Annotated in this window: 18 protein-coding genes; 12 read left to right on the top strand and 6 right to left on the bottom strand. The window is 69.1% G+C overall.

All coding sequences use genetic code 11. From position 1 onward, the window contains the following. Positions 1–194 precede the first annotated feature (194 nt). Entirely contained in the window at positions 195–2,504 is a 2,310-nt protein-coding gene (locus ACZ5MC_RS09055; protein WP_464517574.1) for a response regulator, read from the bottom strand. Between the two features lie 89 nt (positions 2,505–2,593). On the opposite strand from ACZ5MC_RS09055, the gene ACZ5MC_RS09050 reads away from it, so the two are divergent. The 3 genes from ACZ5MC_RS09050 to ACZ5MC_RS09040 are packed head-to-tail and all read left to right on the top strand — an operon-like array spanning position 2,594 to position 4,659. Beyond that, positions 2,594–3,217 carry an MBL fold metallo-hydrolase gene (locus ACZ5MC_RS09050; protein ID WP_306600005.1) on the top strand — a complete coding sequence of 208 codons (624 nt, stop codon included), beginning with the start codon at positions 2,594–2,596 and terminating at the stop codon, positions 3,215–3,217. Positions 3,218–3,272: 55 nt separating this feature from the next. Next, positions 3,273–4,043: a slipin family protein gene (locus ACZ5MC_RS09045; protein ID WP_306600004.1), complete on the top strand. Its 771-nt coding sequence runs from the start codon at positions 3,273–3,275 to the stop codon at positions 4,041–4,043. A gap of 7 nt (positions 4,044–4,050) precedes the next feature. Continuing rightward, positions 4,051–4,659, top strand: coding sequence for an exonuclease domain-containing protein (locus ACZ5MC_RS09040; RefSeq protein WP_306600003.1), 609 nt, complete (start codon positions 4,051–4,053; stop codon positions 4,657–4,659). A gap of 145 nt (positions 4,660–4,804) precedes the next feature. On the opposite strand, the gene ACZ5MC_RS09035 is transcribed toward ACZ5MC_RS09040, so the two are convergent. Further along, the gene (locus ACZ5MC_RS09035) at positions 4,805–6,250 is read right to left on the bottom strand and encodes a type IV pilus twitching motility protein PilT (RefSeq protein ID WP_306600002.1); all 1,446 of its coding nucleotides are present in this window, start codon (positions 6,248–6,250) and stop codon (positions 4,805–4,807) included. Positions 6,251–6,289: 39 nt separating this feature from the next. Continuing rightward, on the bottom strand, positions 6,290–8,581 hold the full coding sequence (locus ACZ5MC_RS09030) for a DNA topoisomerase 3 (protein ID WP_464517573.1): 2,292 nt from the start codon (positions 8,579–8,581) through the stop codon (positions 6,290–6,292). Positions 8,582–8,631: 50 nt separating this feature from the next. Here ACZ5MC_RS09030 and ACZ5MC_RS09025 point away from each other — a divergent pair, with 50 nt between their 5' ends. Next, positions 8,632–9,066, top strand: coding sequence for an ExbD/TolR family protein (locus ACZ5MC_RS09025; protein ID WP_306600000.1), 435 nt, complete (start codon positions 8,632–8,634; stop codon positions 9,064–9,066). Positions 9,067–9,073: 7 nt separating this feature from the next. Continuing rightward, positions 9,074–9,889, top strand: a complete 816-nt coding sequence (locus ACZ5MC_RS09020) for an energy transducer TonB (protein ID WP_306599999.1) — start codon at positions 9,074–9,076, stop codon at positions 9,887–9,889. Positions 9,890–9,893: 4 nt separating this feature from the next. Here ACZ5MC_RS09020 and ACZ5MC_RS09015 read toward each other — a convergent pair whose 3' ends face one another. After that, positions 9,894–10,343, bottom strand: a complete 450-nt coding sequence (locus ACZ5MC_RS09015) for an ATP-binding protein (protein WP_306599998.1) — start codon at positions 10,341–10,343, stop codon at positions 9,894–9,896. A 146-nt stretch (positions 10,344–10,489) separates the two neighbouring features. Here ACZ5MC_RS09015 and ispH point away from each other — a divergent pair, with 146 nt between their 5' ends. Next, positions 10,490–12,208, top strand: coding sequence for a 4-hydroxy-3-methylbut-2-enyl diphosphate reductase (gene ispH / locus ACZ5MC_RS09010; protein ID WP_306599997.1), 1,719 nt, complete (start codon positions 10,490–10,492; stop codon positions 12,206–12,208). Next, positions 12,208–12,783, top strand: coding sequence for a hypothetical protein (locus tag ACZ5MC_RS09005; protein ID WP_464517572.1), 576 nt, complete (start codon positions 12,208–12,210; stop codon positions 12,781–12,783). Before ispH ends, ACZ5MC_RS09005 begins: the two co-directional genes overlap by 1 nt. A 209-nt stretch (positions 12,784–12,992) precedes the next feature. On the opposite strand, the gene mddA is transcribed toward ACZ5MC_RS09005, so the two are convergent. Further along, positions 12,993–13,733 carry a methanethiol S-methyltransferase gene (mddA, locus tag ACZ5MC_RS09000; protein WP_373432539.1) on the bottom strand — a complete coding sequence of 247 codons (741 nt, stop codon included), beginning with the start codon at positions 13,731–13,733 and terminating at the stop codon, positions 12,993–12,995. A gap of 124 nt (positions 13,734–13,857) precedes the next feature. On the opposite strand from mddA, the gene ACZ5MC_RS08995 reads away from it, so the two are divergent. The 5 genes from ACZ5MC_RS08995 (at position 13,858) to ACZ5MC_RS08975 (ending at position 22,657) form a co-directional block, all read left to right on the top strand. Next, positions 13,858–14,691: an SDR family oxidoreductase gene (locus ACZ5MC_RS08995; protein ID WP_464517571.1), complete on the top strand. Its 834-nt coding sequence runs from the start codon at positions 13,858–13,860 to the stop codon at positions 14,689–14,691. A gap of 44 nt (positions 14,692–14,735) precedes the next feature. Beyond that, a complete protein-coding gene (polA, locus tag ACZ5MC_RS08990) occupies positions 14,736–17,540 on the top strand; it encodes a DNA polymerase I (protein WP_306599993.1) in 2,805 nt (934 codons plus the stop codon). A gap of 26 nt (positions 17,541–17,566) precedes the next feature. Continuing rightward, a complete protein-coding gene (locus ACZ5MC_RS08985) occupies positions 17,567–18,721 on the top strand; it encodes an iron-containing alcohol dehydrogenase (protein WP_306599992.1) in 1,155 nt (384 codons plus the stop codon). Between the two features lie 183 nt (positions 18,722–18,904). Then, positions 18,905–21,883, top strand: a complete 2,979-nt coding sequence (locus ACZ5MC_RS08980) for a ligand-binding sensor domain-containing diguanylate cyclase (RefSeq protein ID WP_464517570.1) — start codon at positions 18,905–18,907, stop codon at positions 21,881–21,883. A gap of 300 nt (positions 21,884–22,183) precedes the next feature. Further along, positions 22,184–22,657 carry a transposase gene (locus tag ACZ5MC_RS08975; RefSeq protein WP_464517569.1) on the top strand — a complete coding sequence of 158 codons (474 nt, stop codon included), beginning with the start codon at positions 22,184–22,186 and terminating at the stop codon, positions 22,655–22,657. A 450-nt stretch (positions 22,658–23,107) separates the two neighbouring features. Here the strand turns inward: ACZ5MC_RS08975 and ACZ5MC_RS08970 are convergent, their stop codons facing one another. Then, positions 23,108–24,319 (bottom strand): pseudouridine synthase, encoded by a 1,212-nt coding sequence (locus tag ACZ5MC_RS08970; protein ID WP_464517568.1) that lies wholly within the window; start codon positions 24,317–24,319, stop codon positions 23,108–23,110. Positions 24,320–24,422 lie beyond the last annotated feature (103 nt).

Here is a 24,422-nt window from a genome sequence, read left to right as displayed (position 1 = left end):
CTCGAAGGGAGGCCTTGTGGTGAAAGATTTCGGATCCGCGTGAACGCCCGTGGGCGTCGGCGATTCGATATGGATTGCTCGATTGAAAGGATTCACACCTGCGTCGGGAAGGCTCGCACCTTCCGGAATAGAAGATCGCGCCATCGTGTTTATAGCGCAAGAATATTTTTTTATTAAATTGTATAACTAGATAGTTATGCTTCTTCGCCCGGAAGGCTCCGCCCCACCAGCCGCCGGACCTCCTCCAGCAGCTCCCCGCGCCCGTAGACGCCCTTCTGCAGGGCCTTCACGACCCCGGCGTTGCGCAGCGCCACCCGGTCCGCGGCGGTGAGCTCCCGCGCCGTAACGGCAACAAGGGGAATGTCGGCCCATTCCGGACGCTCCTGCCGGGCCACCAGGAACTCGAAGCCGTCCATGTTCGGCATCATGAGATCCAGGAGGATGGCCTCGGGCCTGCGCTCCGCCATGCGTTCCAGGGCCTGGAGGCCGTCCCCGGCGGTGGCGGTCTCGAAGCCCTGGGACCGGAGGATCCGGGCCATGGCCTCGCGGGTGGGCGGATCGTCCTCCACCACCAGCACCGAGGCCGGGGGTTCCGGGGCCAGATGCCGGGCCAGCACGCGCCGGAGGCGGTCGCGGTCCAGGGGCTTGTTCAGGTAGTCCACGGCGCCCAGGGAGAGCCCCTTCTCGGCTTCGTCCAGGATGGTGAGCATGACGACGGGGATGCCGGCCAGTTCGGGGTCCGCCTTGAGGGCGGCCAGCACCTCCCAGCCGTCCATGCGCGGCAGCAGGACGTCCAGGACGATGAGCCCCGGCCGGAGCTCCCGGGCCAGGGCGAGGCCTTCCCGCCCGTCCCGGGCGCACCGCGCCGAATAGCCGTCCCTCGCCAGCAGCCGGGACAGGGAATCCAGGAGGGACGGATCGTCGTCCACCAGGAGGACGGTGCGCCCCCGCTGCTGCGGCGGCGCCCCGGGCTCATTCCGGAGGGACTCCCGGGTGGGCCGCAGGGGCAGCAGGATGGTGAAGGTGGACCCCTGCCCGAGGGCGCTCTTCACGCGGACGTCCCCGCCCATCATCTGACAGAACTTCCGGCTCAAGGACAGGCCCAGGCCCGTTCCGCCGAAGCGCCGGGTGGTGGAGTCGTCCCCCTGGATGAATTCGTTGAAGATGCGCTCCACCTGCTCGGGGGCGATGCCGATGCCGGTGTCGGTCACGGAGAGGCTCAGCCAGTCGCCCTCCAGGCGCCCATTCACGTGGATGGCGCCGCCCCGGGTGAACTTGCAGGCGTTGCTCAGCAGGTTCAGGAGCACCTGGCGCACCTTGGTGGGGTCGCCCACCATCCCGTCCAGGCCGGGCCCGCAGTCCAGGCTCAATGCGTTTCCGTTCTGGGCGGCGAGGCTCGACACGGTGCCCAGGACCTCCTCCAGCAGGTCGCGCACCTGGAACGGCTCGTTCACCAGCGTCATCTTGCCCGCCTCGATCTTGGCCAGGTCGAGGATGTCGTTGATGAGGTGCAGGAGGTGGCGCCCCGCCTGGTCCACCCGGGCCGCGTCCTCGAGGATGTCGGCGGCGCCCGCGTCCTCGGCCTCGTTCTTGATGACCTCGCTGTAGAGCAGGATGGCGTTCAGCGGCGTGCGCAGCTCGTGGCTCATGTTGGCCAGGAAGGAGCTCTTGGCGCGGCTGGACGCCTCCGCGCGGTCCTTGGCGACCTGGAGCTCGCTGTTGGCCTGCACCAGCTCCCCGGTGCGCAGGGCCACCTCCCGCTCCAGGTGGTCCCGGTGGCCGGCGAGCCTGGCGTCCTGGTCCTGGATGCGGGCCAGCATCGTGTTGATGCTCTCCGCCAGCAGGCCCAGCTCGTCGCCGCTCCCCTTCAGGGCCCGCAGGCCGTAGTCCTGGCTCGACGAGACGCGGGTCACGACCTCCACGAGGCCCAGGATGGGCCGGGTGAGCACGCCCTGGAACCGGGACGCGAACAGGAAGGTGGCGACGCCCATCAGGAGCGTGATGGCCGCGAGCACGATCCCGGCCCAGACGATCCGGCTGAGGAACTCCCCCTGGTCCGATTCCAGGTACAGGACCCCGATGGGGTGGCCCTCCTCGCTCCGGATGAAGCAGGTCATGGCCAGGTTCCCCGAGGCGGTGGCCTTCACCTCCTCCCGGGCGCCGGCCACCGGCAGGAAAGGCTCGTACAGGGGGGACCCGGCAGGATAGCGGGCCAGGACGGACCCGTCGGAGCGGTGGATGCGGGCCGTCGTGAGGTGCTTGTGCTCCTTGAGCACGCCCAGGATCTTGGAGGCCGGGGTGGGCACGTCGAAGGCGACGGAGGGGCTCGCGTTGTAGGAGATGATGCTCCCCAGGCTCCGCAGGTCGCCGGCGGCGGCGGCCCGCAGGGACCAGGCCTCGAAGGCCAGGAAGCACAGCGCCGACAGCACCATCGCCAGGCCCGCCGTGAAAAGGAGCATCAGGGTGACCCTGCTGCGCAAGGACTGGGGAGCGAGGAATTCCATGGGACCTCGAGGGTGGGCGTCACGGAAATGGGCTTTGAGGGATAATCTAGTCGGAAAGGGGCGCCGTGGACAGCCCTTCCGGAGATGCCGTGCTCAAGCTCGAATCCTTTGCCGTAGGCCCCCTGGGCTGCAACTGCACCCTCCTCTGGAATCCCGGGACCGCCCAGGGCGTCGTGGTGGATCCCGGCGGCGAGGGGGCCCGCATCGCCCTCAGGGTCCAGGCCCTGGGCTTCAAGGTGGCCGCCCTCCTCCACACCCACGCCCACTTCGACCACGTCGGGGCCACCCGGGAGCTCCAGGAGCTCTGGCAGTGCCCCGCCCTGCTCCACCCGGCGGATCTCTTCCTCCTGGACGCCCTGGACATGCAGACGGGGATCTTCGGGATGGACGCCATCCCCCGCCCCGACACCGCGCCCCTGGCCGAGGGCGACGTGCACGGCGGCCTGGCCACACTGCATACGCCAGGGCACACGCCCGGCTCCTGCTGCTTCCACGGCGAGTTCGAGCGCGGGGGCGTCGTGCTGGCCGGGGACACCCTCTTCCAGGGCGGCGTGGGCCGCACCGACCTGTGGGGGGGCAGCTGGGAGCACCTGGAGCAGAGCATCCAGCGCGAGCTGTACGCGCTGCCGGACGCCACCCTCGTGATCCCGGGGCACGGCCCGGCCACCACCATCGGGGAGGAGGCGGCGGGCAACCCGTACGTCCGCCGATGAAATAGGCGCCGGCCCTCGCCGGCCCTGCGAGAATGGTGTGAACAAGGAGGTTCACATGCCCGCACAACTCGCAGGTCTCGGCTGCACCTTTCCGATCATCCTGGGCGTCATCTTCTGGCTGGCGTCCTGCATCCGGGTGATCAACGAGTACGAACGGGCGGTGATCTTCACGCTCGGCAAGGTGGGAGCCGTGCCCAAGGGCCCGGGACTCATCTTCGTCCTGCGCCCCTTCCAGCGCGCGGTGGTCGTGAGCCTTCGCACCGTGGTCCTGGACGTGCCCAGCCAGGACATCATCACCCGGGACAACGTGAGCCTGAAGGTGAGCGCGGTGGTCTACTTCAAGGTCCTGGACACGAAGCAGGCCATCATCGGCGTGGAGAACTACTACTTCGCCACCAGCCAGATCGCGCAGACCACGCTCCGGTCGGTGCTGGGCGAGGTGAGCCTCGACGAGCTGCTGGCCGCCCGCGAGAAGCTGAGCGTGCGCCTGCGCGAGATCATCGACCGCTCCACGGAGCCCTGGGGCGTGGAGGTCACCAGCGTCGAGCTGAAGTCCGTGGACCTGCCCGAGCAGATCCAGCGCGCCATGGGCAAGCAGGCCGAGGCCGAGCGCGAGAAGCGCGCCAAGGTGATCGCCGCCGAGGGCGAGCTCATGGCCTCCACCCAGCTGCTGGAAGCCGCCGACAAGATCAGCCAGAACCCCGTGGCCATCCAGATGCGCTACCTCCAGACCCTCACGGAGATCGCCGTGGAGAAGAACAGCACCATCGTCTTCCCCCTGCCCATGGAGCTCATGAAGGCCTTCGAGAAGTTCGCGGCGAAGTAGGGGATACGTGGCGCTTTCCGCTTCCGCCCTCGTCGCCGTCGTGGACACCGAGACCACGGGCCTCTACCCTTCCCGGGACCGCCTCGTGGAGATCGCCGTGGTGCTGCTGGAAGTGGAGACCGCCACGGGGCGCCTGCTGCGCACCCTGGACGCCTACCAGGAACTGAACGACCCCGGCATGCCCATCCCCGCCATCGCCACCTCGATCCACGGCATCACCGACGCCATGGTCCGGGGCCGGCGCATCGACCCGGCCCGGGTGGCCGCGCTCCTGGCCCGGGCCGACCTGGTGGTGGCCCACAACAGCGGCTTCGACAAGGGCTTCGTGCGCCAGGTGATGCCCCAGGCCGACACCCTGGTGTGGGGCTGCTCCTGCCGCGGCATCCCCTGGCGCAGGCTCCACCCCGCCCTGGAGAGCACCCGCCTCCAGCACCTGGCCGAGCGGCTCCGGATCCCTTCGGGCACGGCCCACCGGGCCATGGGCGACGTGGAGACGACGATCAACCTCGTGCTGCTGCCGGACGGTGACGGAAATGCGCACCTCCTGCACCTCATCACCCGCAAGCTGGCGCCGATCCGGTCGCCGCGAAGCTTGAGGACAGGCCCGCCAGCCTAGCTCTTCCTCGGCGAACCTCGGCCACCTCGGCGATGCCTTTCTTCCCTCGGCTCCTGCGGCGCATGGATTCGAAGCGCCGCAGGGTTGTTGAATCAGAAGGCATCGCCGAGGTGGCCGAGGTTCGCCGAGCAAGGAGCTGGAAGGATCAGTGTTCCGTCACGAGCTGGCCGGCCTCCCTCGGATCGAAGTCGATCTCGGCCCGCTGGCAGGCGGCGATGAAGGACTCGCGGTCGTGGCAGCGCAGGTAGGCCTCCATGGGGTCCACCTTGCCGGACTGGATGAGCGCCACCAGCGCCTCGTTGTGGGAGGTCTGGCCGTAGCGGCTCTGCTTCATGGCGTCGGCGAGCTGGCCGAGGCGGTCGCCGCGGATCAGGGAGGCGATGCCGGGATTGTTGAACAGCGTTTCAAGGGCCACCACCTGGCCCCCGCCGGCCATGGGCAGGAGGGTGTGGCCCAGGATGGCCGTGAGGGTCTCCGAGAGCCGGGCCAGGACGCGCCGGCGCTGGTCCGGGGGGAAGAAGCCCGCCAGGGTGGACAGGGTCTCCTCCTGGGTGGCGGTGGCGAGGGTCGCGATGACCATGCGCCCGGTCTGGGCGGCCTGGAGGCACAGGTCCAGGGTCTGGCCGTCCCGGATCTCGCCCGCGGCGAGGATGTCCGGCGCCTGGCGCAGGGCGGCGCGCAGGGCCTGCTTCTGGCGCACGGGGTCGCAGCCCACTTCCCGCTGCCGGATGAGGCAGGCCCCCGGGGGGAACTCGAACTCGATGGAGTCCTGGATGGTGACGGCGAAGCTCTTGCGGCTGGCGTTGGCCAGGGCCAGGAGGCAGGCCTGGGTGGTGGACTTGCCGCTGCCCATGGGGCCGGTGAGCAGGATCAGGCCCTTGTTGAGCCCGGCCAGGCGCCGCACGGTGTCGGGCAGGCCCAGGCTGTCGGGGTCGGGCACCTCCCGCGGGATCACCCGCACGGCGATGCTGGGGCCGGCGTGGCCATGGAAGAGGCTCACCCGCAGGCGGCAGGGGAGGCCCGGGTCGGTGCGTGCGAATTCCGTGTCCTGGCCGGCCAGGAAGGCCTCCCAGACCTTGGGCGGAACCCAGGTCTGCACCAGTTCCTGGAGCCGCTTGGCGGAGAGCTTCCCGTAGTCGCCCAGGGACTTCACCTCGCCGCCCATCCGGACCAGGGGGGGCTCGTCCGCGCCGAGGTACAGGTCCGAACCGCCGCCGGTGAGCAGGGTCAGGATGAGCGGATCGAGGCTGTCCAGGGCCGTGGCCACCGCGCCGGTCTCCGCGGCCGAGCGGAACCGCGCCACCACGAAGCGGGTGCCCAGGCTGGTCCGGCAGAGGAGCACCTGGAACCTGACGCCCTCCATGACGTAGTCGAAGCTGACGTTCTCCCCGCGCAGGTAGGCGGTGGAATGGTCCTCGGGCAGGATCTCCTTGGCGAGGCCGTCCAGCACGGTCCCAAGAAGCTCCTGGGAGCTCAGCGCGATGCGGTGGCCCCCCGCCACCTCCACCACGGGGGAATCGCCCGGATCCAGCCGCAGCACCGCCGCGCCCTTGTTCACCATCTGCATCAGGAACTTGTCGATTTTTGCCATGGCGACCGCCGTAAACCGTTGGAAGGTCCGCCCATGATACTAGTTTTCAGGAGCCGCCGCAGGGGTTGATTCCGGGAGGCTGAGGGCCTCGACCGTGCCGCAGGGGGAGCAGCGGCGGAAGTACTGCCCCCGGGTGGTGGAGCGGATGATGCGCATGGGCTGCCCGCAGCCGGGGCACAGGCCCGGTTCGGGCAGGCCCTCGGGCTGGTCCGCGGCCCAGGAGCCGCACAGCACGCACACCTTCGAGCCGGCCTTGGTGGTGCGCAGGGGGCCCTGGCACAGGCGGCAGGTCTGGGCGGGCTTGCCGTCGGCGGAGGTCTCGTAGGCCACGCGGCACTCCGGATCCTTGGAAGCCGCGCATTTCACGTAGTTGCGCCCTTCCCACGCCTTGAGGTGAAGGGGGGACCCGCAGCGGGGGCAGGCGCCCACCACGGGGCCCGAGGGAGGCCGCGCCGAAGCCGCGGGCGCCGCGGCCTTGATCTGCCCCACCACGTCCTTGACGAAGTCCCGGATGCCCTGCATGAAGGCGTCCCTGCTGGCCTCGCCGCGGCGGATGCGCTCCATCTGCGCCTCCCATTCCCCGGTGAGCTGCGGGCTGCGCAGGGGCTCGGCCCGGATGCTCCTGATCAGGTCGATGCCCTTGGGCGTGGGGGCCAGGATGTTGCGCTTGCGCTCCAGGTAGGCGCGCTTGAGGAGGGTCTCGATGATGTTGGCGCGGGTGGCGGGCGTGCCCAGTCCGCAGTCCTTCATGGCGCCCTTGAGCTCGTCGTCGTCCAGCTCCTTGCCGGCGCTCTGCATGGCGCCCAGCAGATCGGCCTCGCTCATGCGCTTGGGGGGGGAGGTCTTGCCGGCCTTGGGGAAGAGTTCCTTCGTCTCCACGGCCTCGTCCTTGGCGACGGCGGGAAGGGTTCCGGCCTCCTCCTCCTCCTCGGGCTCCTCGCCCTCCTCGGCCTTGGCCTCCTTCTTCGGGCGGGAGTGGGGCGGATCCACCTCGGACCATCCCAGGGCCTTGACCACGGTGCCGGTGGTCTTGAAGGACTCCTTCTCGATCCTGGTGACGATGGTGGTCTTGGCCTCGACCCGGTCCGGCCAGAAGGCCGCCAGGAAGCGCCGGGCGATGAGCTCGTAGATGCGGAGCTTGTCGCCCGTGAGGTTCTTGGCGGGGTTCTCGGTGGGAACGAGCGCGGTGTGGTCCTCCACTTCCTTGTCGTTCACGAAGCGCTTGTCCAGCTTCTGGGGCCACCGTTTGCGCAGGTCGTCCACGAAGGGCCGCAGGGCCTCCAGCTGGCCCGTGGCCAGGGAGCGGATCCAGGCGGGGATCTTCACCGCGTCGGCCTCGGTGAGGCACCGGGAGTTGGTGCGGGGGTAGCTGATGAGCTTGGCCTCGTAGAGCTCCTGGGCCACGGCCAGGGTGTGCTCGGCGGTGAGACCGAAGCGCTTGTTGGCTTCCTTCTGCAGGTTGGTGAGGTCGTAGAGGAGCTCGGGCTTCTTCTTCTCGGTGCGCGCCGTGACCGACGCCACGCGCCCCGGTTTGCCCTTGAGGGCCTCGGCCAGGGCCCTGGCGGCCTCCTCGGTGTCGAAGCGGTCCTGGTCCCGGCCGTCCTCCTTCCGGAACCACTTGCCCTTGTAGGCGCCTGCCCCGGCCTGGAACACGGCCCACAGGGTCCAGAAATCCCTGGGCACGAAATTCTGGATCTCCAGTTCCCGGTTCACCAGGAGGGCCAGGGTGGGAGTCTGCACGCGGCCGATGGAATAGACGCCCTCGCCGCCGGCCTTCTGCTGCACCAGGGTCTGGGCCCGGGTGCAGTTGATGCCCACGAGCCAGTCCGCCTCCTGGCGGCAGCGGGCCGCGTCCCGAAGGCCCGCGTAGGCGTCGCCGGGCTTCATCCGCCCGTAGGCCTCGCGGATGGCGTCGTCGGTGAGGCTGGAGGTCCAGAAGCGGTGCACGGGCTTGGTGGCCCGGGCCAGCCGGTACACCAGGTCGAAGATCAGCTCCCCTTCCCTCCCGGCGTCGGTGGCGTTCACGATGTCGCCGACGTCGTCCCGGTTCATGAGGCGTTCCACCACATCGTACTGATCCTTGGTGGAGGCGATGGGCGCGTAGCGGAACTCCGGGGGGAAGAAGGGCACGCTGTCCATGCGCCAGCGCTTGAGGGCGGGATCGTAGCCTTCGGGGTCCAGGGCCTCCACCAGATGACCCACGCACCAGGTGACGATGACGCCGTTGCCCTGGATGAAGCTCCGCCCCGTGCCCTGGATCCCCAGCGCGGCCGCGATGGCGCGGCCCATGCTGGGTTTTTCGCTGACGATGAGGCGGATCGGAGTGGCCATGGTCTACCATTCTATGTCGAAGGTGTAGACTGGTGCAGAGGTAAGGGCGAATGGCATTCACTCCCGGTTCCAAGCGCGGCCAGATGGCGGATATCAACATGACGCCGATGATCGACGTGATGCTGGTGCTTCTGATCATCTTCATGGTGGCCGCCCCCATGCTCACCACCGGCGTGGACGTGAACCTCCCGGAGAGCCGCACCGGGAAGAACCTGGAATCCGAGGCCCTGGTGGTGACCCTGGCCCGGGACGGCCGCATCGAGTTCGAGAAGCACTTCGTCCAGGAGGGCGTCCTCAAGGCCCAGCTGCGCCAGCGCGCCGCGGAGAGCCGCAAGCGCCCCGTCATGGTCCGGGCCGACCTCAACATCCCCTACGGGCGCGTCATCACGGTGGTCGACGCCATCCGCGAGGCGGGCTTCACCCAGGTGGGCTTCGTCACCTCGGCCTCCACCGCCCCCGCGGGATCCGAGCCCATGGAACGCTGAGGCGCCGGTGAGCCAGGAACTCTACGCCTACCTCCACGAACGGGCCCTGCTGGGCAAGCAGGGGCTCAGCCTGGGGATCGGCGTGAGCGTCGCCGTCCACGTGCTGGTGGTGGGCGCCATCCTCTTCACCCCCAAGGCGCCCCCCCCGCCCGAAGAGACCAAGGTCACCTGGGTGCGCCTCCCCGCCGCCGGCGTCGAGGGCGTGGCCGGAGGCGAAGGCCCCCTGGAGCAGGGCAAGGAGGGCGAGCGCCAGCGCCGGGTGGAGGAGGTGGCCCCCAAGCGCAGCGAGCCCACCGGCTACAACGCCTCGCCCAACGCCTTCGGCACCAAGGCCTCCAAACCCCTCCAGGGCACCAGCACCAATCCCGACAGCATGGGCAAGGCCCCCGTGGCCTCCAAAGGCAAGACCCCCAGCCTCAACCCTTCAACCGGAGCCTCGGGCTCGGGCGGGGGGGGCGGCATCGGCGCGGCCACGGGCATCCCCGGCCTCAAGGCCTCCAACGGCGTGGCCGGAGGCACCGGCCTGGTGGGGGAGCTGGACGGCGACTTCCCCTTCATGTGGTACCTCCAGCAGGTGCAGAGCCGGATCACCGGCAACTGGAACCGCGTCACCTCCAGCCAGGGCCGGGTGCAGATCTACTTCCGCATCCGCAGGGACGGCGGCCTCGACGGCGCCCGCATCGAGATCCCCAGCGGGAACGCGAACATGGACCAGAGCGCCCTGATGGCCGTCCGCCGGTCCGATCCGTTGCCCAGGCTTCCGGACGGGTTCGAGGGGAGTTCCCTGGGCGTGAGGTTCTGGTTCACCTACCTGGGCAACTGAACCTTCAGTTCGCCTCTGCCGCATGATCGGCTGTTCGCCGTAGCTTCACCAACAGGAGGGTGCTGCCGCCGGCATCCGTCTCCATCACCACCTGGTCCATCACCTGCTTCATGAAGAACACCCCCCGGCCGCAGGGCTTCAGGAGGTTCTCGGGCAGGTTGGGGTTGGGCAGGGCCGCCAGGTCCACCCCCTTTCCGGTGTCGCGGATGCGGATCTCCAGCCGGTTGGCCTGGGGGGTGAAGGTGACCTCGATGTTCTTGCGCTTGTCCAGCTTGTTCCCGTGGCGCATGGCGTTGCCGATGCCCTCCTGGATGGCCAGCCAGACGCGTTCCCCATCCTCGTGCGAGAAATTCATATGTTTGAGCAATTCCGAGCCCACCACCTGAATCAGGTCGATGAACCTCAGATCCGTGTTGCAGGTGAGGGAGACGGGAAGCAGGGGAGCAGCGGTCATGTACAAATATCCTTGGGCATCGGGAACCCTTGCTTCAAGTTAATTGGAAAACCCGGAGAAATGCCAGGAAATAACACCTGCCCGGCGGAGGCGGGGAACGGTAGACTGGAACCCTGACCGGATTGGTCTGGATTGGAGCAGGGCAGATGAAGGTGATCGTGGCCAAGACGGCGGGGTTCTGCTGGGGCGTGCGCAGGGCCATGGATGCGGTGCTGGAGGCCTCCACCCGCAGCAGCTCGGGCCCCGTCCAGACCCTCGGCCCCCTCATCCACAATCCCCAGGCCCTGGAGCTCATCGGCCGCCGGGGGGTGTCCGTGGCCGCGGCCCCGGAGGAGGTGGCCTCGGGCACCGTGGTCATCCGCGCCCACGGCATCCCCATCCAGTCCCTGCGTGGCCTCAAGGAGCGCCAGCAGCGGGGGGAGCTCACCATCGTCAACGCCACCTGCCCCGAAGTGGCCAAGGTGCACAGCAAGATCAAGAAGTGGAGCCCCAAGGGCTACTTCACCGTCATCCTGGGCACCCACGGCCATGCCGAGAGCGTGGCCCATCAGAGTTTCGCCGACAGCGGCAGCGCCATCGTGGCGAACATGGACGAGGCCCGGGCCCTCCCGGACGAGGTGCTGGAGAAGGTCCTGGTGGTGGCCCAGACCACGTTCACCACCAAGGACTTCCAGGAGATCTCCGAATACATCCGCGGGCGCTCCAAGGAGTGCATCGCGGAGAACACCATCTGCGAGGACACCTGGACCCGCCAGGAGGAGGCGCGCAACCTCGCCCGCACCGTGGACTACGTCATCGTCGTGGGTGGCAGGGCCTCCTCGAACACCAAGCACCTGGCGGAGCTGGCCGTGCACTACGGCAAGCCCGTGCAGTACGTGGAGACCGCCGCCGAGCTGGACCTGGACCGCTTCGACGGCATCGCCACCGTGGGCGTCATGGCCGGGGCCTCCACCCCCACCTGGCTGGTGGAGGAGGTGGTGGACATCCTCGAGCAGCACGGCAAGGGCCCAGAGCGCTATACCAAGCTCCTCGACGCGGCCTTCGGCACACCCATGAAGCTCGCCGTGGGCGCGGCCGCCCTGACCCTGGGCGTCCACGCCTGGACCGGCCTGCCCCCCTCCTGGAAGTACGCCGCCATCACCGCCCTCTACGTGCTGACCATGTTCCTGCTGGCCCCGTACCTCAACCCCCTGGGCCTGGGCTCCAAGGGCCCGGCCCGGGCCCGCATCCTGGAACGGAACCGCACCCTCATGGTGGGCACGGCCCTGGCGGCCCTGACGGTGGCCCTGGTGCTGGCGGCCACCCTGGGCCTGGGTTCCCTGCTGGTGGTGGCCGCGGCCTCGGTGTTCGGCATGGTCTACAAGCGCAAGCTCCAGCTGGGTGACATGACCGTGAGTATCCAGGCCATCCCCGGCTCCAAGGACATCCTCGTCCCCGCCGCCCTGGCCGTGGTGGCGCTGGCGCTGCCGCTCTGGCACCACGGCCTGGCCTGGGGCCCCCGGGTCTGGGCCGGCATCCTCCTGGTGGCCGTCCTGGGCTTCGCCCGCACCACCCTGTTCAATCTCAAGGACATGCAGAACGATCAGATCCTGGGCAAGGAGACCCTGCCCATCGTCTTCGGCCGCCGCACCACCAAGATCCTCCTCCTGGCCGCCCTGGCCCTGGCCGGCGTCGCCGTCCTCGCCGCCACCATGAGCGTCCCGTCCCGCCACGGCTGGATCCAGGCGGGGATCATCCTGGTGTGCCTGGCCTACCCGGTGGTCCACCTGTGGCTCTTCCAGGAGCGGTTCTCCGCGGGCAAGCCCCGGTTCGAACCCTGGGTGGAGCTGAGCTTCTACATGGCCGGCCTCCTGGCGCTGTTCTAGTGCTGGAACGGCTCCTCGCCTCGGTGACGAGCGCCGCGGTGCAACTGGCCCTGCTGGCGGCGCTCTGGGCCGGGGGCATCCGGGGCGGATTCCCGTTCCAGGTCCTCGTCACGGTCCTCCTCGCGTCCACCCTCTTCATCGCGTGGCGGCGCCGCCCCTACGACCGGGCCCGCCTGGGCTTCCTCCTGACCCACCTCGGCCCCGCGCTGCTGCTGGCGGGCCTCGCCGGCCCCCGCTGGGCGGTGGTTCCGGGCCTGGCCTGCCTGGCCGTGGGCATCCCCTGGATGTTCTGGATCAAGCCGCTCCTGAGGCCGAAGAAGGACAAGGCTCCGCCTCCGGCCTGGGAGCGCCTCACCCTCCAGGGCACGCGCATCCTCTTCCTGGCCTGCGGCGCCGCGCTGGCGGTCCCCGCCCTGCGCAAAGCCGCGCCGGCGCCGTGGCTCCTGACCTCCTGGCTCATCCTCGCCGTGGCCCTGCACCTGCACCATGTAAAGGCGCTCAAGGGCCGCAAGGCCCAGTTGGCAGGGTTGGCGGGGTGGGTGCTCTGCATGGCCGCTTTTCTGACCCTTCGCTGATAGGTTTTGGCCCGTCGAGGGTGGGCAGCCGTCTATTAATTGCCTTTCTCGGCGATCCTCGGTTCCTCGGCGGCTCGGCGATAGGTTTTTTGCTAAATTTGCCTCAACGATTGGGCAATGAACAAACGGTTCGGCCGCTCATAAAAAGTGCTTATCGCCAAGGAACCGAGGATCGCAGAGGAAGAAAATCATACCCTATGTTGTTCGGTTCATTCCTTCCCCGCCCGGCGCCAGGGCACCGGAAAGAATCGGGGCACTTCGCGCCTGTAGGCCGCGTAACGGGACCCCAGGGACCGGAGGAGGTCCTTCTCCTCCAGGGCCGTGCCCACGAGGATGTAGACGGTCATGGCCCAGGCGAAGACCAGGTGGCCCACGGTCATGCGGGGGGTGGCCCAGAAGGTCGCCAGGAAGCCGAGCATCAGGGGATGGCGGACCCGGGCATAGAAGGCCGTGAGGCGGAAGGCCGCCTCCTGGTGGGGGACCCCCCGGAACCGCGCCCAGACCTGGCGCAGCCCGAAGAGGTCGCCGTGGCTGATCAGGAAGGTGCTCGTCACCACGAGGGCGGCTCCGGCGCCGAATCCCGCCTGGACCGCCAGGCGAAGGACAGGCTGCCGCAGGTGCCAGACCTCCGCGGGCAGGGGCCGCCACAGCCAGAAAAGCAGCGCCAGGGCGGCGCTGGAGAGAAGAACGTAGGTGCTCCGCTCCAGGTGGGGCGGCACGAGCCGCAGCCAGGCCCGCTTGAAGCCCGGGCGGGCCATGAGGCTGTGCTGGCAGCCGAAGACCGCCACCAGGGCGAAGTCCACGGCCAGGGCCTGCCACCAAGGGCCCGCAGGGCCTACCGAGACGGATCTTGGAACGCCGAAGTCCCCAACGAAGGCCATGAGATAAAAAAAAGAACCCAAAAATACCAAATAACAGAATAATCCATAAATAAGTGACGCAAAACCCATCCGCCCTCCAGAACGAAGCCATTCTAGGTCCTCCCGGGGGGCCTCGCCAGGGGTCCCGCACCGGGTTCATGCGGAACCCGTCCGCAAATCCACGCTACCCTGGCCGCATCTCCTTGGAGGACGCATGCGGCGCTGGGTGCTGATCACGGGTTGTTCCACCGGCATCGGCCGGGCGCTGGTGGAGGCCTGCCGGCGGACCGGCTGGAGCGTGGTGGCCACGGCCCGGCGCCTGGAAAGCCTGGCGGACCTCCCGGACGGGGAGGACCTGCTGCGCCTGCCCCTGGACATCACCGACGCCGCCAGCCTCGCCTCGGCGGCGGAGGCCTGCAGGCCCCTGCGGCTCACGGCCCTCATCAACAATGCCGGCTACGGGCAGATGGGGCCCCTGGAGCTGCTTCGGGCGGATGAGATGCGGGCCCAGTTCGAGACCAATGTGGTGGGCCTGCACGCGGCCACGTGCGCCTTCCTGCCCCTGATCCGGGCCGCCGCGGACCCCGGGGAGGGCCGCATCGTCCACGTGGCCTCCATCCTGGGCCGCATGAGCGTGCCCATGGCGGGGGCCTACAGCGCCTCCAAGCACGCGGTGGTGGCCCTGGCCGAGACCCTCAGGCTGGAGGTGGCCCCGGCGGTCCGGGTGATCCTGGTCGAACCGGGGGCGGTGCGGTCCGGGTTCCGGGAGACCCTCGCCCGGGCCATGGGCGACCTGCCCGCGAGGATCAAGGGGACGCCCTTCGCGCCCGCCATGGAGGCCTACCTGGACCGCCAGCGCACCCACGCCGCCAGCCACGGCCTCAGCGCCCAGGCCTGCGCGGCCCGCATCGTCTCGGCCATGGAGCGGGCGGATCCGCCCCGCCGGATCCTCATCGGCAGGGACGCCTTCTGGGCGACCCTGGGCAAGGCGCTCCTGCCCGGCGCCGCCTGGGACTGGGCGGTGCGCAAGGCCTTCGGCCTTTCCTGACCAATCCAGGTGACAGGCCGGGGCCGCGCGACCAAACTATCCCCATGTCCGAAGACCGCCTCTACCTGATCGACGCCTTCGCCCTGATCTTCCGTGCGTACTACGGCAACCTCCGCATGAAGAACGGCGCGGCCCTGACCATGGCCCGCATGCTCCTGGCGCTGGTGGCCCAGCACAAGCCCACCCACATCGCCGCCGTCTTCGACCGGCCCGAGCCCACCTTCCGCCACGACATCTACCCGGAATACAAGGCCAACCGGGCCGAGATGCCCGAGGACCTGCGGCCCCAGGTGCCGCTCATCCGGGACCTCATCAAGGCCCTGAACATTCCCATCGTGGAGCTTTCGGGCTTCGAGGCCGACGACGTCATGGGCACGCTGGCCCGCCAGGCCTGCGCGGCGGGGCTTCCGTCGGTGATCGTGAGCCCGGACAAGGACCTCCTGCAGCTGGTGGACGACGCGGGCTGCATCCAGGTCCTCAACAACCGCGACGGCGAGGTGTGGATCGACCGCGCCGGGGTGAAGGAGCGCTTCGGCGTGTGGCCCGAGCAGGTGGTGGACGTGCTCACCCTCATGGGCGACGCGAGCGACAACGTCAAGGGCGTGGAGGGCATCGGCGAGAAGGGCGCCCGGGACCTCGTGGAGCAGTACGGGAACCTGGACGCCATCGTGGAGCACCGCGCCGAACTCAAGCGCAAGGCCCACCGGGAGGGCCTGGAGGCCGCCCTGCCCCGCCTGGAGCTGGTGCGCCGCCTGGTGACGGTGGTCACGGACCTCGTCCTGCCGGTGACCCTGGAGGACCTCGCCTACAAGGGCGTGGACCAGGCCCAGGCCCGGGCCGCCTTCAAGGCCCTGGGCTTCGAGCAGCTCACCAAGGAGTTCACGGAGGTGGGCAGCGCCAGCGCGCCGTCGGCGGCCCGCGCCTACCGCGCCGCGGCCACGAAGGCCGACCTGGTGGAGGCCGTGGCCCGGTGCCGGGAGGCCGGCACCTTCGGGCTGGACACCGAGACCACCTCCATCGACCCCACGCGGGGCCACATCGTGGGCCTGAGCCTCGCCTGGAAGCCCAATGACGGCCTCTACGTGCCCCTGGCGCACCTCAAGCCCGGCTCCGAGGACACCGCCGGGTCCCTGCCGGGGCTCCTGCCGGACTCGGGCCTCCCGGAGGGCCTGCTGGACCTGCGGGGCGAGCCCGGCGCCTTCTTCCGTGAACTGGCCCCCTACCTGGACCCCCGCAACATCCCCTTCGAGGAGGCCCTGGAGGTGCTGGGGCCCCTCTTCCTGGACGTGTCGGTGGGCAAGGCCGGCCAGAACCTGAAGTACGACCTGCAGGTGCTCAAGCGCCATGGCATGCCGGTGCGGGGGCTGGCCGACGACAGCATGGTGCTCAGCTTCCTGGTGGACTCCCGCCTGCGCCACAACCTGGACGACCTCTCCTCCCGCCACCTGGACCTGCGCCCCATCCCCTTCGAGGCGGTGGTGGGCAAGGGCAAGGCCCAGAAGCGCTTCGACGAGGCCGACTTCGGCCAGGCGGTGCAGTACGCCGCCGAGGACGCCGACCTGGCCCTGCAGCTCTGCCGCAAGCTCAAGCCGCTCCTGACCCCCGACATCCTGAGGCTCTACGAACAGGTGGACCTGCCCCTGGTGGAGGCCCTGGCGGACCTGGAGCTTGACGGGGTGCGCCTGGACGTCGGGGTCCTCGAACACCTGGCCAAGGCCATGCGCGTGGACCGGGACGCGGCCGCGGACCGCGCCTTCGAGCTCGCCGGCGAGGCCTTCAACCTCAACAGCCCGACGCAGCTGGGGAAGATCCTCTACGAGAAGCTGAACCTGCCGGTGCTCAAGCGCACCGACAAGACCAAGGCCCCGGCCACGGACGAGGACGTGCTGACCGAACTGGCCCTGCGGGAGGACGGGGAGATCGCCCGGGTGCTGCTGCGCCACCGCCAGACCCAGAAGCTCCTCTCCACCTACGTGGAGGCCCTGCCGCTGATGGTGAGCCCGGTCACGGGCCGCCTCCACACCCGGCTCCACCAGGCCGCGGTGGCCACGGGGCGCCTGGCCTCCTCCGACCCCAACCTCCAGAACATCCCCGTGCGCACCGAGGAGGGCCGGGCCATCCGCGGCGCCTTCGTGCCCAGGAAGGGCTGGGTCTTCCTGGACGCCGACTACAGCCAGATCGAACTGCGGGTGGTGGCGGCCCTGGCCGGGGACCCCGTGCTCCTGGGGGCCTTCTCCCGGGGCGAGGACATCCACCGCCGCACGGCCTCGGAAGTGATGGGGGTCGACATGGAGGCCGTCACCTCCGGGCAGCGCAGCGCCGCCAAGGCCGTGAACTTCGGCCTGCTCTACGGCCAGGGCGCCTATGCCCTGTCGGCGAGCCTGGGCATCAGCTTCAAGGAGGCCAAGGCCTTCATCGAGCGCTACTTCGAGCGCATGCCCAAGGTCGCCGAATGGATCGAGGCCACCAAGGCCAGGGCCGTGGAGGAGGGCCTGGTGCGCACCCTCTGGGGCCGCGTCCGGCGCATCCCCGACCTGCAGTCCCCCAACCAGGGCCTCAAGGCCCAGGCCCTGCGGGAGGCGGTGAACACCGTGGTGCAGGGCACCGCCGCCGACCTCATGCGCCGGGCCATGGTGCGCCTGCACCGGTCCCTGGAAGCCGGGGGCCTGGAGTCGCGGCTCCTGCTGCAGGTGCACGACGAGCTCCTGGTGGAGGCGCCCCCTGCCGAAGCCGATGCCGTCTCCGCCCTGCTCAAGGACGCGATGGAGGGCGCCGACGACCTGGGCCCCCTGGGCGTGAAGCTCGCGGCCGAAGTCCGGCGCGGAAACAGCTGGCTGGAGTGCAAGTGAACCGTTGAACCCATTCGCGAGGCACCATGCAGAACTTCACCTTCCACAACCCCACCCGCATCCTCTTCGGAGCCGGCCAGATCGGCTCGTTGCGCCGCGAGGTGCCCCACGGCGCCCGCGTCCTCATGACCTACGGGGGCGGCAGCATCAAGGCCAACGGCGTCTACGACCAGGTCCGCAAGGCCCTGGAGGGCTTCGAACTGCTTGAATTCGGCGGCATCGAGCCCAACCCCACCTTCGAATACCTCATGAAGGGCGTGGAGCTGGCCCGGGCGGAGAAGGTGGACTTCCTGCTGGCCGTGGGCGGCGGTTCCGTCATCGACGGCACCAAGTTCATGGCCGCCGCCGTGCCCTGGCAGGGCAATGAGTGGGACATCGTGAGCCGCCACATGGCCCCCCGCGCCACCCTGCCCCTGGGGACCGTCCTCACCCTCCCCGCAACCGGCACCGAGTCCAACTGCTTCGCCGTGGTGACCCGGGCCGCCACCCGGGACAAGATCGCCTTCTCCTCGCCCCTGCTCTTCCCGAAGTTCTCCATCCTGGACCCCGAGACCACCTTCACCCTCTCCCCGCGCCAGATCGCCAACGGGGTGGTGGACGCCTTCGTGCACACCGTGGAGCAGTACCTCACCTACCCGGCCGACGCGCCCCTCCAGGACCGTTTCGCCGAGGCCATCCTGCGCACCCTCATCGAGGAGGGGCCCCGGACCCTGGCCGACCCCACGGACTACGCGGCCCGGTCCAACGTCATGTGGTGCGCCACGCTCGCCCTCAACGGCCTCATCGGCTCCGGGGTGCCCCAGGACTGGGCCACCCACACCATCGGGCACGAGCTCACCGCCTTCCACGGCCTGGATCACGCCCAGACCCTGGCCATCGTCCTTCCGAACCTCCTGTGGGTCCAGCGGACGGTCAAGCGGGAGAAGCTCGTCCAGTACGCCACCCGGGTGTGGGACTTCCACGACGGCAACGAGGCCGTCCGGCTGGAAAAGGGCATCATCGCCACCCGGACCTTCTTCGAGGCCATGGGCAATCCCACCCACCTGAACGCCTATGCGGTGGGGGAGGAGCGATTCGGGGAGATCGTCGACCGCCTCCAGGCCCGCAAGGCCCTGCCCATGGGCGAACGGAAGGACATCACCAGCGAGAAGGTCCTGGAGATCCTCGCCCTGGCCCGGTAGGCCCACTTGAACATCCCGCTGAAGGCAAGTATGTTCTTCTTGAACAATATCCCAACCGATCCCGCCCTCCCGCCACGCAACTGAACCCCAAGGAGGTCATCCATCCGTACGGTCCTGGGCCGCGCAGTCGCAGGCTCGATCCTCCTGCTGCCCCTCCTCGGAGCACCCGCCGCCGGGCGAAAGGTGCCGCCGGGGGTCTTCTCGTTCCAGAGCTATGGGGTCGAGGACGGGCTCACCAACCTCAGCGTCTACAGTTTCACCCAGGACGCCGAAGGCTACCTGTGGGCCGGCACCGAGGACGGGCTCTACCGCTACGACGGACACCACTTCCAGCTCTGGGGCCAGAGTCTCAAGTCGAGCATCATCTGGGAGATGGCCGCATCTCCCACCGGGGGCCTGTGGGTCGGCACGGATGACGGCATCTTCCGGCTGGAAGGCCGGGACCTCAAGCCCGTGGAGGGCCTGCCCCGCCAGCGGTCCCCGTTCCTGGCCCTGGGCTCCAACGGGAATGCCGTGGCCGTCCAGGGCAAGGCCGTGTTCGGAAGGCACGGGAACGAGCCCATGGCCGTGGTGAAGACCCTGCCCGACCAGATCACGTCCGGATGGGCCTCCCGGGACCTGCGGACCCTGCTCCTCACCACGGAGACCCAGCTCTGGCGCCGGCTCGCGGGCGCGTGGAGCAGCCTGGACCTGCCGCCCACCTTCCACGGCACCGGCTGCCGGATCCTCCAGGACCGCTCGGGCCGGATCTTCCTCCGGGACCGCAAGAGCCTCTGGCGCCGGAACGGCTGGGACGCCTCCTGGGTCGACCTCTCCTCCAAGCTGCCCAGCAACACCTACAACCCCTACCCCCCCATCGAGGACAGCGCGGGCCGGATCTGGGTGGGCACCTCCAAGGGACTGGTGTGCTTCGACGGGGACGAGGCCTGGACCCTGGGCGAGTCCAAGGGCCTTCCCGGCGGCTGGGCCTCCCTCACGTACCTGGACCGGGAGGGCAACCTCTGGGTGACCAGCGAGGGTATCCACAAGCTCAAGGGGCGCTCCCTCTGGACGAACTTCGGCCTCCACCAGGGCCTGCCCTCCCCTTCGGTGTGGGACATCGGCCACAGCGCCGACGGAAGGGTCTTCGCCTGCACCGACAGCGGCGTGGCCGTGCTCAAGGGCGAGACCTGGAGCGTGCTGCACGGCACGGAGGGCCGCACCCTCCTGTCCGGGGGCGGCAACGGCCGCGAAGCCCTCTGGTTCGGCGGATCCGGAAAGAACGAGGACTTCAACACCGTCTTCCGCCTGGACCTCAAGACGGACCGCGTGGAGAAGATCTCGATCAAACCCTGCAAGACCAGCAACCTGATCCTCACCATCGCCAGCGCCCCGGAGGGCGGGGCCTACCTGGGTTCGCGCACCGACGGCGTCTACCAGGTCTCCCGGGACAGGTGGGGCTGGAAGACGGAGCACCTGCCCTTCCCAGGCCACCAGGCCGAGGAGAGGGTGAATTCCCTCCGCAAGGACCTGGGCGGGGGCCTCTGGGCCGCCGGCGAGCACGGCCTGTATTTCCTGGAGAACCGCAAATGGACCCGCCTGGGCCGGGAGCAGGGCCTGCTCGGCACCAACTGCGCCAGCCTGGCCCGGGACCCCCGGGGCTTCATGTGGGTCTCGTACCTCGACGCCAAGGGCATCAGCCGCCTGGCCCGCGTGAACGGCGCCTGGCAGGTGGCGGAGTCCCGCACCCAGCCCGAAGGCCTTTTCAGGGACAGCATCCTGAGCATGGGCTTCGACCCCAAGGGCATCCTCTGGCTCGGCACCGGCGGGGGCATGAAACGCTGGGACGGCAAGGACCTCGATGTCTTCAGCAAGAGCGACGGCCTCATCAGCCAGGACCCCATGGCCAACGGCCTCACCATCGACCCCGACGGAGGCCTCTGGCAGGGGTTCGCCAACGGCATCTCCTACTTCCAGCCCCGGGCCTACCAGGGCCCGCCCCCGCCCCCCGTGGCCAAGATCCAGGAGATCACCGACCTGCGCCGCGAGCACGCCGTGGACGAAGCCAGCCCCCGGATCCCCTACGCGAACCGCACGCTCTCCTTCCACTTCTCCGGCCTCTCCTTCCAGAACGAGAGCCGCATCAGCCACGAGGTGCGTCTGGTCGGCCTGGAGAACGAGTGGCGCGAGACGCGGATCTACGAGGCGCGCTATCCCGCCCTGCCGGCCGGCAACTACCGGTTCGAGGTGCGCAGCCGCTTCAATGACGGCCCCCCCGGGCCGGTGGCCGGGTTCTCCTTCCGGATCCTCCCGCCCTGGTGGGGAACCTGGTGGTTCCGCACCCTCTCGGCCCTCGCGGCCGGAGGCGTGGTCCTCCTGGGCTTCCGCCGGCGCACCGCCCAGCTCCACCGGCGCAACGCCGCCCTGGAGGCCATGGTCGCCACCCGCACCGAGGCCCTGGAGGCCTCCAAGAAGCAGCTGGAAAAAGCCAACCGGGCCCTGGAGGAGGCGTCCCTGGTGGACCCCCTCACCGGCCTCCACAACCGCCGCTTCCTGGACCTCTCCCTGCCCACCGACGCCCTCCAGGCCCAGCGGGCCTTCCGGGAACACCTGGACACCGGCCAGGACCCCCTCCTCAACAAGGAGGACATCCTCCTGTTCCTGATGGACATCGATCACTTCAAGTCCGTCAACGACACCCACGGCCATCTGGCCGGGGACCTGGTGCTCAAGCAGCTCTCCGAGATCCTCAGGGCCAACACCCGGGCCACCGATTCCCTGGTGCGCTGGGGCGGCGAGGAATTCCTGCTGGTGGCCCGGCGCACCCGGCGCAGCGGCGCCCCCGCCATCGCCAACGGACTGCTGGAGGCCATCCGTGCCTGCACCTTCGTGCTCCCCGGCGGGGTGGAATTCCAGAAGAGCTGGTCCATCGGCTTCACCGCCCTCCCCGTCCACCCCCACCACCCCGAGCTCGCCGACTGGCAGCAGGCCCTGAAGCTGGCCGACCAGTGCCTCTACGCCGCCAAGAACACCGGCCGCGACCGCTGGGTGGGGGCCCTCATGCCCCCCGACGGCGATGTCTCGCTCCTGGAGGGCATGAAGACCTGGGATGTGGGCTGGGCCGCGTCAAAGGGCCTGATGGACGTGACCAGCTCGGAGCCCGGCTTCGTGTGGCCTGGCTAGTTCGACTGTGGCGTCCGGAAGCCGGGTGGGCCGGGTCCCCCCATTTCGCCCGGTTTCGTTGTCGCCGGCAAGCCGGCGCCGACGGAGAGATCCCGACCTGGGACGCGAGGAGCATGTTCACACCCACCAACTCCGATGGGTGCCTCTGGCCGCTGCATGAGCGTTGGCTCCCCGGGCTGGCCTATGGTTTTGAACGCCAGCTGCGAGTGGAGCAGGGTTCAGTCCGGGTCGCGCCGACGCTGATTTGGATTTGGGCGCCCGGTCTCTCTCCTGTCGCTGAGCCGGCCCCATGGGGAACCCATGGGGTTGGGTTCACCCAGAAGGTCCACCACGGAGGGGATGATGGAGGCACTGGACCCTGAAAGCGAGGCCCGGTTCGACGCCTTTTCGAACCAAGTGGCCGAAGCCTTGCGCTTGTCCGGATGGTCCGGTTCGCAAGGAGCTTTGTGCGGGTATTGCAGTGGGCTCCTGCTTCCCGGGGAGCGCAAAAGCATGGAGCCCATCGCGGCCAGACTGGATCCGGGGCGCACTGAAGCCTGCTATGCCTCCATCCAGCGGCTCATCACCGACTCAGAGTGGGATGCCCAGGTCGTGCTGGATTTTAGCCGGGCTTATGCCCTGCCATTCATCTCCTCCAGGGGCCGAATCGAGGCGTGGATTGTCGATGACACGTCCTTTCCCAGGCAAGGCCGACATTCCGTGGGTGTGGCCCACCCATACTGCGGCTGCCGGGGAAACCATCAGAACTGCCAAGTGGCGAAAACGTTTCGCTGACCAATCACGTCGCGGCGCTGCCCGTGGCCTATCGACTCTACCTGCCTGAGGCCTGGACGCGAGATCCCTCCCGATGTCGCAAGACTGGCGCACCTCATCCGAATGCTGATCCTGCGGTTACCCCGATGCCCTTTCTCCGGCCGCACCGGCACACCCCGTTCACCACCTCGATCCTGGACCGTCGCTTAGTTCGGCATGGCCATGGCCTAATCAGCGTCGGCGCCTTTGGCATTCGCCAGACTCAACTCGCAGCAGGCCCTCCGAGCCATAGGCCGGCCCGGGGAGCCTGTGCCGGCAGGGCTGCTTCGGCAATCCATCGGAGTTGGCAGGTGCCAACACAGGCCTCCAACCTGGTCGATGGCTTTCCGTTGGCGCCGGCTTGCCGGCGACAACGAATCGGGGCGCGATGGGGGGACCCGGCCCACCCGGCTTCCAGACGCCACAGTCGAACTAGAGGGCCTTCAGCGCCGCGAGTTCCTGGGGATTCAAGAACTTCCACTCGCCGGGCTTGATCGCGGGATCGTCCAGGGGACCGAACTGGATGCGGCGCAGCTTGGACACCGGGTGCCCCACTGCGGCAAACATCTTGCGGATCTGCTGGTTCTTGCCTTCGATGAGGGTGACGCGCAGCCAGGGGTTGTCCGCCTTCTCGGCGATCTCGATGCCGCAGGGCTTGAGCCGCCGCCCGTCCAGGCGGAACCCCTCCCGGAACTCGTCCAGGGTCTCGGGCTTGGGCATGCGGTGGATCTTCACCAGGTAGACCTTGGGCACATGGAACTCGGGCGCCATGAGCCGCTGCGCCAGGGCCCCGTCGTTGGTGAGCAGGAGCAGCCCTTCGGAATTGAAATCCAGTCGCCCGACGGGATACACCCGCGCGTCAACCCCGTGGATGAGCGCCATGACCGTGGGCCGCCCCTGGTCGTCCTTCACGCTCGTGACGTAGCCCTTGGGCTTGTTCAGAAGGATGTAGACCAGGTTCTCCCGGGTGATGGGCTGGAGGTCCACCGTGATCTCGTCCCGGCGGGCATCCGCTCGGGTGCCCAGCTCCGTGACGGTGACCCCGTTCACCTGGACGCGCCCGTCCAGGATGATCTGCTCGCAGGCCCGCCGGGAGTCCACCCCCGCCGCGGCGAGGATCTTCTGAAGGCGGTCGCCCGATTGGACGGTTTTGGGCTTGGCGCCCGGCTGGGCCTTGGCGCGGGGCTTGAGGCCGGATTTGGCCGGGGCGCCGCTGCGCGAGGCAGGCCGCTCGCCGGTGCGGGTCGCAGGCCGCTCGCCGGTGCGGTTCGCAGGCCGCTCGCCAGTGCGGGTCGCAGGCCGCTCGCCAGTGCGGGTCGCAGGCCGCTCGCCGGTGCGGTTCGCAGAACGCTCGCCGGTCCGGTTCGCAGAACGCTCGCCGGTCCGGGAGGAGGGCTTGCCCTCGGGGCGGGATGCGGGGGTCTCGTCAGGCCAGTAGGCAGGGTTCACTTCGTTCCGGAAGTCGGGTTTGGCGGCGGTCCGGGGGGCCGGCCTGGAACCGGTCCTGGGCGCGGGCTTGGCCCCCGTCCGGGAAGGGGGCTTGGAACCGGCCCGGGATACGGGCTTGCCACCGGTGCGAACCGGTCCCCCAGGCTTCTTTGCGCTCACTCGCTTCTTCGAGTCCTTGCGGGGGGGGGTCGCCATGGGTGTGCCTCCAGCGTCATCACGACGCGAATCGATCATCATCTCACATCCAGCGCCTTCCTCAAAGCGTTATTTACCAACCTAACCCTGCTGTTCGGAGCAG

This window comes from Mesoterricola sp. JemC181, from assembly GCF_055384585.1.
The sequence above is the reverse complement of the archived record's forward strand: the minus strand, read 5'-3'. Positions and strand labels throughout refer to the sequence as shown.